The sequence below is a fragment of the Bartonella sp. CE47NXGY genome (assembly GCF_042195415.1).
GTDB lineage: Bacteria > Pseudomonadota > Alphaproteobacteria > Rhizobiales > Rhizobiaceae > Bartonella.
This window is the reverse complement of record NZ_JBHIOI010000046.1, coordinates 1-7630: the sequence shown is the minus strand read 5'-3', so window position 1 is coordinate 7630 and position 7630 is coordinate 1. Positions and strand designations below refer to the sequence as shown.

The window sequence follows — 7630 nt, the reverse complement described above, 5'->3', positions numbered from 1 at the left end:
CTAAAGCCACAAAAACAGCCTCCAATATGGGGTGGTGGGGCTTTTTAGGAAGTCTGGTAGGCGCCATTATTTCCAGTATTTTTGGCTATTATGGTTATAGAAGCCGTAAGGACACTTTCATGCTTTAAAACGTCTACCTGTCTACCTTTAAAGCAAATACATAAAAAGCTGCACGCATAGTGCAGCTTTTTTTGTAAATTCTTCTTAATCACTCTAAAATTCAGCCCTCTTATTTAAAATGCTCTTTGCAATCAACATAACATTTGACAAAAATAAAATCCATATTAAGAGGAAATAAGTGGTAGTTTTTTTATTTTGGTCATCATTGTTTTTCTATCAACTATAAGGGGGGAAATATATGAATATTTCACTTAATAAAGTAAAAAATGTTATTGAATTGGCTGCTGATGAAGTTGTGCCAACTATAATGCTTGATAAGTATGCACAGCGTAACGATACTCAAATTTGTCAAAATGAGCTTGATGTGAATGGTTCGTTAGAAGTTTAATAATGTATTGTTGATACAGATCTATTTACATATCTAACTTTAAAATTAAGTATATTTAAGTGCATGTTTCAGTTATTTTCAGAGAGCTTTTCTCAAAAAATTTGGGCTAAGCAAGCAGCTGAATTATCAATTTCACACATCCCTTTCGATGAAAGGGATGTTTTGAATGCTTTAAGACAATACGCTCTACATCCTCATAAACTCTTAGCTCTTAATCCTAAATCCGAAGTAGTAACAGTGGTTAATGGAGTGCGGAGTCCACGTCCTCTTTCAAACTTTCTTGTTTTAGATACGGATAGAACTATAGAAGAATATACTGCCCGCGTTGACCAATATGCCGAAGGACAAGAATGGGCGGTCATGTATTATGGATTATACGCTGCAACCCCTGTTCTATGGGATGTGGCAAAACAATTTGCAGATCAATTAGCACATTCTTTAGGTTTTAGACCTGGTGGACGTGTAGATATTGACTGCTTCATCGGCCGATATTCTTCTACCCATGTTGGGATACATGTGGATCACGCTCATAATTTTGGTTTTACTCTACAGGATGGCAAAACAATGTTTGCATGGCCCAGTACACGAGAAGACCTCCAAGGGCTAAAATATCCTGAATATGAAGCGCATAAATTAACAGCAATTGCGCTGCAAAACCGTACAGACCGTGTTGCCTACTTTCCCCATGATGCTTTCCACGTTGCTGAAACTGGAAAAAATATCGCGGCAAATATCAATATTGCTTTTTGGGAAACAGCACACGATGCACAACATCATAAAAATTATGTCACGCATTTACTCCATCTTGATGATCGAACGCGACATGATATCCGCGCATCAGGAAGAGCAAATTTAAACCCTGATAATGCTTTTCAACACTCTGCACTAAACTCCGCCATCGCAAATGGTACCTTAAAACGCCATATGCTGGTTTCTCAATTAATTTGTGATACAAGTTCACGTTTATGTGTCAAGCGCCCCCTTGTTGACGTCTCCGAAATTGAAAATGAAATCACTCTCCGCCCACCTGCAACCCTGCAATGGGTGCCCTTAACTGAAACAAAAGAACTGCTCATCGCAGCAAATGGGCATTGCGCCAGTTTTGAGTATAGCTCTCAGCTAGAACATTTCCTTTCTCAACTTTCATCAGGAAAAAAATTAGATCTAGCAAAATTAAATGATAAACCACATGACACAGCACAGAAGGAAATTTTAAAAGCTGTAAAAGCTTTAGCATGTTGGGGAGCATTGTGACAAAGAAAAAATCCATGATTTTTACCCAAATGGGGCTTTTCCTTGTTTTGGGCTTTAGCAGCTTTGCCGATGAAACAGCACAAGTTACATTTGCTCTCCACTTAGCAGAAAGCACAGCATCTATTTCAATGCTGCTGTTTGCAGGGCTTGTCGGGGCAATTTGTGCAGGCCCCATTGCACCACGTCTCTTACATCGCTTCCAACCAGCGCGAACAGTACCCATTGTTTTATTGTTTGAAGCACTCTTTATAGCCACAGCTGCAATCGCCAACCAATTTTGGGTTTATATTGCCCTTTCTTTCGCACTAGGTTGTGCTGGTTCACTCTTTTGGTCTGCTATCCTCGTTTCCGTCCCAGAATTTGCAACCAATGATCAGCAATTAGACCGTATCAACCGCATTATCCAAACAGTCCGTAATCTTGGCTATATTGCCGGACCATTGTTAGGAGGTGTATTGTATGGAATATCAAACGGGCAAAAAGGATTGTTTGTGTTGTCAGTCATGGTTCTTTTTGCTACCTTTATCACTCTCTTCTGTTTTAAAAGTTTTAAAATTCATACACAAACGACAAACACAACGCAAAAAAGCAAAAAAGGGCTAGATTTAACGGGTCTCTTGCGTAAAAAAAATGTTGTCTATGCTCTTTCTCCCCTCATCATTACCATCATCCTCACCTCTGCTCTCAACGTCTTATCGATTGTCCGCATCCGCACTGAGCTGTACTTCAGTGCAGAAACCTATGGGGTAATCACAAGCATGTTAAGTCTTGGCCTCGTGGTTGGTCCACTCTGTTTCTCCAGCCTTTTTCATCGCTTTGGTAATGCCGCTGGAGCATCACTTGCCGCTGTAATCATCGGCTTTGCAATTTTCTGCTTTTCCTTAACACATATTGTATGGTTAATGATGCTGTCATTTTTCATCCTTGGGGGTGCTAACGGCGTGCAAAATGCTCTGATGGCAAGTTTTATGATGAAAGCCATTCAGAAAGAACACCGAAACAACCAAATGCCTGCCTATATCTTTATCATACAAACAGCGGTGTGCCTTGGCTTTCTAGGAGCCGGTTTTGTAAAAGTGCATCACACCCAAAGCACACTGTTTATCATTGGCATCGCCACCATGATCACAGGCATCTTAGGTTTTATCATAAACCGCACTATGCAAAAAAAGGAATATGATAATGGTTAACGAACTTTGCTATCTTTGCTCTCAAGCAAACCATACACCCCAAAAGGACATGACAATCACCCCTCGATAAAATCGTTGTATCTCCCATACAACCCCACACCAACCAATAAGACTTTGATGAACCACTCTTGAGTGTGGAAGAGCTAACAACCATTCCCAAAATTTAGTTTATAGCAAAATAGAAACCGGTTTAACATCATGCAACAAGATCCTATAGGCTTAAACTTTTACAATGGAACAGGCGGCTATGTGTGGCAACTGGCAGACTATATGCGACATGATTGTCATGAGAGCTCCCACACACTTGAATTGCAAAAACCAACGCCGCCCATAGCCATCAATTCTTTCGCTGTCTACCCACGTGAACTCAATCCTTTATCACGCGTTCAATGGGCAAAAGATGTACAAATAATAAAAAACAAACCAGCACTCATTGGCAAACGGCAAATACAACCCATCACCATTGTTTCTACAAAAGGAGCGGCATTTGGCGGATTCGATTTTCCCACATTTGAAGCACTTCGTGAAGGCTGCCTTGTCCAATCACTGAGGGAAATACAATTCAATGGTACTCTTCTTGCCTCTGGAAGTCTTTTGATATCACTTTTACAACACGGTCTCATCGAAACAGATCAAAAAGCATTTTCAGAAAATGATGCAACCGCTCTTTTACGAGAGCCAACATGTATTATCATAGATTCTTCTCTTGGCAGTCTTGCCATTAATCAACTCAATGGGCGTACAATCCGGCTTCATGAAAAAACAAAACATCTCTTGAAGCAAGCCACCACACCAATACGTATTCAATATCCGCTAGAGGATTCAATAAAGTTTTTTATAAAAGCAGGAATGCTACGATTGGTAAAATTATAAGGATAAAAAGATGCAGCTGATAAGACCTGGCATGGGAACAGAAAATAGTGCACAGCTCATTTATGCGCTTATTCAAATGGCAAGACCGCGCACAGTCATTGAAATCGGTGCTGGTGATAGTACGCGCTTGATTGCTAAAGCACTGCAAAAAGCAAAACAAACATGGCAACAAGATAAAAAACTTTTAGAATCCTCCACCTGGGAAGAGCGCACAGCTTTGCTTGACCCTTCAGGAATCCTTGAGAATTACGAACCTCGGCTTATCACCATTGATGATTTTACAGTCGAAGGTCAATCAGCAGAAGAAGCATGGCAAAAACTGCTTCAAGACGGTATTGAAAAAGACATGGTAACATTTATCCATGAGAATTTCTTCTCTCTCGATGAAAGCACCCTCAAATCTTGGGGACCAATAGATTTTGCTTGGCTTGATGCTGGTACTCCCGCAGATGATGTGCGATTTGTTACCACAGTTTGGGAACACATCACCGCGGGTGGTTATCTTTGTCTACATGAACCAACCATAACAACAACAATTGCTCTCAATGGCGAACAACGGGTTCGACGCGTCAGAACTCCTTTGTGGGAAGAAATTCTCTACCGGCTTGATGATTCCTATGAGGCTTTAACACTCCCCGAAAACCACAAATATCGCCAAGGTGGTCTGGGGATTATTCGCAAACGCACCTCTGCCGAACAAATTGTACGCGCACAATCGCTACAAGCAGAACTCATAGAAATCAATGAACTGCCCATTCGCAATGATCTTTTGCCCATGGGGAAAGAAACCCTTCACAAACGCAATACCCGCAATTCACTGATCTCTGCCATGACGTCACCGACACTGCGCGCTGTTTATGCCGCCATTATCCTTGGTGCAAAAAATCTTACTGATATCCTCAAACATGTCGATTCAGATGCCAAAAACATTCACAAATCCATCAATCGCCTTTTGAATCTCGGACTTATTCACAACACAACAGAAGGATTTCAAGCCGAAGAGACAGTGTGGAAAATGCTAGAAAATAAACATGAGCGGAATAGGGAAAATTTAAGCGACCGCCATTTAGAAACAGAAGAGATGCTATCAAAAATTGGTGAAGCCTTTCAGAAGGAAAAAATCTATAGCGAAACGGAAGTTTCCAAGATATGCAACCTCTTTACGATAGACTTTGCCCGATTACGACGCACTCTTGTTGAGAGAGTTTTTTTACAACGCCATGGAGGAAAATATCAACGCATGCGCTAAAAGAGAATTGAAAAATGATTAGCGAACGCTATCGTTTTTCTTCTCTATTTCAAGAGAATGAATAACCTTCCACTAAAAAAATATAATTTCATTAAAAGGTTACAAAATCATTCATCCCATTCATATGTTGACAATCTATGGAGATGAGATTAGCGTGCTCTCTTCGCAAGAGATGCAATGGGGAGGAACAAGAGTGCGGGATGCCAATTGGTTATCAAAAAGGATTGGGTGGTTATCAAATAGGGTTAAAAACAGTCAAAACCATCAGGAGAAGATATAGGATCAAGGTCTCAATGGATCTTATGATTGTTGCGCGAACATCTGGGCACAGTGTTGTTGCTCAATCCAAATCATGCTCGATATTTCTAAAAACATCGTAGAAAAAACAATATTCTTGCATTGGACTGGCTAGTGAATCAAGAAAGATACTATTTCAACGAAATGTGCACAGCAGAAATAGGGCTGGCAAAACTTCCTCAAAAGATACAACAAAATGTCTTTGATCATTTAACAACACTTCTATGGAAATTCCATGGGCAAAAATAAAATTCCTTTTTTCATCTATAGCACAGTTTTTCTTTCTGAATTTTCCTTTTTCTTTGTACTCCCTTTGCTTGGAAACTCTTCTCTCATAACTGCTGCCAATGTTGCTTTTTATCTCGCTGGATCGGTAATCCTTGAAAGCATTCTCATGGTAACCACAACAGGTTTATTAGAAAGATTTTCCCGTAAACTCTTAATGGCTACCGCCTTTATTTTAAGGAGTAGCGCTTTTGTGTGCATTATCCTATCGCTCACACCTTCTGCATGGTTGATCTTTTTTACCTTAATGGCTTTTTCGAAAGCAATTTCAAAGCCATTTTTGAGAGAAATTTTATCAGAACATCTCAATGAAAATGCTCTTAAACGCGCATTAACTCTCTATTCTTTTTTTCAAAATGCTGCTGTCGTTATCGCCCCTCTTGTTGCAACGAGTGCCATAAAATACAACGCATCAACCTTCTTAATGGCTTTTTTTGCACTCATTGGTTTGTATCTTTGTGTTCTATCCATTCAAATTGTTTATCATTACCCGCATAAAACATTATCTCTTGAAAAGAATAAAAAAACAAAAAAAGCTCTTCTTTCTTCTTTAAAAACAATAATACATAATCGTTCTATTGCTTATTTGCTGGTCACGGCTTTGCTTTGTGCATTCCTCATGGGAATTTTCATCACCACCACAACACTTCTCAGTAAATTTGACAGCAATCTCGCCCCTTATAGTGGAATTTTCTTTTCAATTGTTGGCATCAGTATTTGTATCTGGCAAGGAATAATCAATAAACATCTCAGCCTTTCCGATAAATCAACTTTCTATCTATTATGGCTTATGGGAAGTTTCTCCTCATTTTTCCTCATGGGTGGGGTCTTTACCGCTGTGACTGCATTAATTGCCTACAGTGTCTATGAATCTGTCATGATTCCAGAAATATACTATCAAGCAGGGAAAACAACCCCATCCCTCTCTGCCAGTGTTCTTTTCAGTTATATTCTTGTTATTTCAAATATTGGCCAAGCCGCCGGCTCATGGACAAGTGGATGGATTATCAGCCATTTCAACAATCATATCGCTTTCACCTTTTGCATGATTGTTGGTGCCTCCGCCTTTGCTTCTTGCCTTTGCCTCATGCAAACGAAAAAATAAGCAGCTTCCATGTCACATATAGTTTTTGCAACCGGTGGCACAACAAGAGCACTCAAAACACTTCGCCATAAATCACTCAATTATGATTTTGAACACACTCTGCGGCAAAAAAGCTCAAAACGGTCTCTAAAGATTGCTCTGTAAACGCCGTTGCAAATTGTCTCATAGCTTAAAGGATTATGGGGTAGACAAGCGTAAGGTAGATACATTCTGCACGAATAATATTCTATTGATATCCATGTGCAATACAGCCAAATCATTTTTCTTATAATTCGCTCATTTCTGCCATGACCTCACCGACACTACGCGCTGTCTATACTGTTATTATACTTGGTGCTAAAATTCTTTCTGATATCCTCAAACTTATCAATTCAGAGACCAAAAACATTCACAAATCTATTAATCGCCTTTTAAACCTTAGTCTTATTCAAAACACAACAAAGGGATTTCAAGCAATCGATAAATTATGGCAAGCGCTAGAAGATAAAAATGTACGAAATATGGAAATTTTTAGCGATCGCCATTTAGAAACAGAAGATATACTTACAAAAATTGCAGAAGCATTTAAAATAGGAAAAACTATCGCGAAACGGAAACATCAAAAATATGTAGCCTTTTTACTTTAGATTTTGCGAGATTAAGACGAATCTTGGTGGAAAATGGATTTTTAAGACGATATGCAAGCAAATATCAGCGCATACGTTGAAAGAAAAAATTCAAGCATTTGAGTTTTTCTTATGCAGCGTTTTGTTTTTTTGTTTTCTGTAAAGAGAGTTTAGGCCAGCTATGCGCCCCCCTTAGTATTTAGTGGTATAGATAGTTTGGAGTTCAAGGAATTGTGTACAGTTTTTTGTTGCAAAAAGTTGCAG

The 7630-nt window shown here is 39.4% G+C and carries 8 protein-coding genes and 1 pseudogene; all 9 read left to right on the top strand.

Annotation, left to right across the window (positions count from 1 at the left end):
* Positions 1-128 (top strand): annotated as a pseudogene (locus ACFIL3_RS08515) (DUF3792 domain-containing protein); the annotation flags it as partial.
* Between the two features lie 230 nt (positions 129-358).
* The gene (locus ACFIL3_RS08510) at positions 359-508 is read left to right on the top strand and encodes a hypothetical protein (protein ID WP_375612575.1); all 150 of its coding nucleotides are present in this window, start codon (positions 359-361) and stop codon (positions 506-508) included.
* Positions 509-571: 63 nt separating this feature from the next.
* Positions 572-1762, top strand: coding sequence for a hypothetical protein (locus ACFIL3_RS08505; protein WP_375682080.1), 1191 nt, complete (start codon positions 572-574; stop codon positions 1760-1762).
* The gene (locus ACFIL3_RS08500) at positions 1759-2952 is read left to right on the top strand and encodes an MFS transporter (protein WP_375682079.1); all 1194 of its coding nucleotides are present in this window, start codon (positions 1759-1761) and stop codon (positions 2950-2952) included. The genes ACFIL3_RS08505 and ACFIL3_RS08500 overlap by 4 nt, the downstream gene beginning before the upstream one ends.
* A gap of 198 nt (positions 2953-3150) precedes the next feature.
* Positions 3151-3825, top strand: a complete 675-nt coding sequence (locus ACFIL3_RS08495) for a hypothetical protein (RefSeq protein WP_375682078.1) — start codon at positions 3151-3153, stop codon at positions 3823-3825.
* A 10-nt stretch (positions 3826-3835) separates the two neighbouring features.
* On the top strand, positions 3836-5074 hold the full coding sequence (locus ACFIL3_RS08490; RefSeq protein WP_375682077.1) for a DUF2087 domain-containing protein: 1239 nt from the start codon (positions 3836-3838) through the stop codon (positions 5072-5074).
* Between the two features lie 532 nt (positions 5075-5606).
* Complete coding sequence (locus tag ACFIL3_RS08485) at positions 5607-6761, top strand: MFS transporter (RefSeq protein WP_375627878.1); 1155 nt, start codon at positions 5607-5609, stop codon at positions 6759-6761.
* Positions 6762-7048: 287 nt separating this feature from the next.
* The gene (locus ACFIL3_RS08480; protein ID WP_375682076.1) at positions 7049-7387 is read left to right on the top strand and encodes a hypothetical protein; all 339 of its coding nucleotides are present in this window, start codon (positions 7049-7051) and stop codon (positions 7385-7387) included.
* Complete coding sequence (locus ACFIL3_RS08475) at positions 7366-7467, top strand: DUF2087 domain-containing protein (RefSeq protein ID WP_375612583.1); 102 nt, start codon at positions 7366-7368, stop codon at positions 7465-7467. The genes ACFIL3_RS08480 and ACFIL3_RS08475 overlap by 22 nt, the downstream gene beginning before the upstream one ends.
* Positions 7468-7630 lie beyond the last annotated feature (163 nt).